Origin of the sequence: Knoellia aerolata DSM 18566 (assembly GCF_000768695.1) — a bacterium.
GTDB lineage: Bacteria > Actinomycetota > Actinomycetes > Actinomycetales > Dermatophilaceae > Knoellia > Knoellia aerolata.
The window spans coordinates 1-1,027 of the sequence record NZ_AVPL01000149.1; the positions used below are offsets into that span (position 1 = coordinate 1).

Sequence of the window (1,027 nt, forward strand, 5' to 3'; positions counted from 1 at the left end):
CGCGGCCGAACCGGCGCTCGATGCCTTGCTCGACCAGCAGAGCGTGGCGGTGGACCCGGCCCGGCGCAAGGACCTGGTGGCGCAGGTGCAGAACCTGATCATCGACCAGGGCTACGCGGTGCCGATCAAGGAGAGCAATACCGTCTTCGCGGTGGCGCCCGACGTGCGCGGCCTGTGGCTGTCGACGCCGCGCTGGCCGGTGCTGCACGACACCTGGCTGGCGGCTGCCCGGTAAGCCAGCATGCGCCGCTACCTGCTGTCGCGCCTGGGGCAGGCGGTCTTCGTGGTGTGGGCCGCGTTCTCGGTATCGTTCCTGATCCTCTACGTGCTGCCGGGCGATCCCGTGGCCATCATGCTGGATGCGCGCGGCGAGGGCGTGCTGGCCGACCCGGCGCAAGTGGCGCAGATGCGCAGCCGCTTCGGGCTGGACCAGCCGATCCTGACGCAGTACGTCAACGGCCTGGGCCGGGCGCTGCGCGGCGATTTCGGCATCTCGATCGAGAACGGCCACGACGTCGCCACGACAGTGCTGCGGGCCTTGCCCCAGACCCTGGCGCTGGCCGCGCTGGCGCTGCTGATCTCATTGGTCCTGGGACTGGCGGTGGCGCTGGCGGCGACCTACACGCGCCGGCCCTGGCTGGCCGAACTGCTGCTGTGCCTGCCGCCGCTGGGCGTCAGCATCCCGTCGTTCTGGATCGGGCTGGTGCTGCTGCAGTGCTTTTCCTTCGGCTGGCCGTTCCTGCCGGCGACCGGCAATGCCGGCTTCGCCTCGCTGGTGCTGCCCGCCCTGACGCTGGCGATTCCGACCGGCGCCGCGATCGCCCAGGTATTGGCCAAGAGCCTGTCGGCCGCGCTGCGGCAGGGCTACATCGACACCGCCTACGCCAAGGGCGCGTCGCGCCGCCGGGTGCATCTGCGGCACGCCTTGCGCAACGCCGCCATTCCCGCGCTGACGCTGGTCGGCATGAGCGCCGGCCACCTGCTGGGCGGATCGGTCGTCACCGAAACCGTGTTCTCGCGCGCCGGC

At 71.3% G+C, this 1,027-nt stretch carries 1 protein-coding gene and 1 pseudogene; both read left to right on the forward strand.

Annotated features, from left to right (window positions below; translation table 11 throughout):
- Positions 1–235 (forward strand): annotated as a pseudogene (locus N801_RS22155) (hypothetical protein); the annotation flags it as partial.
- A 6-nt stretch (positions 236–241) separates the two neighbouring features.
- On the forward strand, positions 242–1,027 hold a 786-nt coding region (locus tag N801_RS22160; RefSeq protein WP_035940937.1), incomplete at its 3' end, for an ABC transporter permease.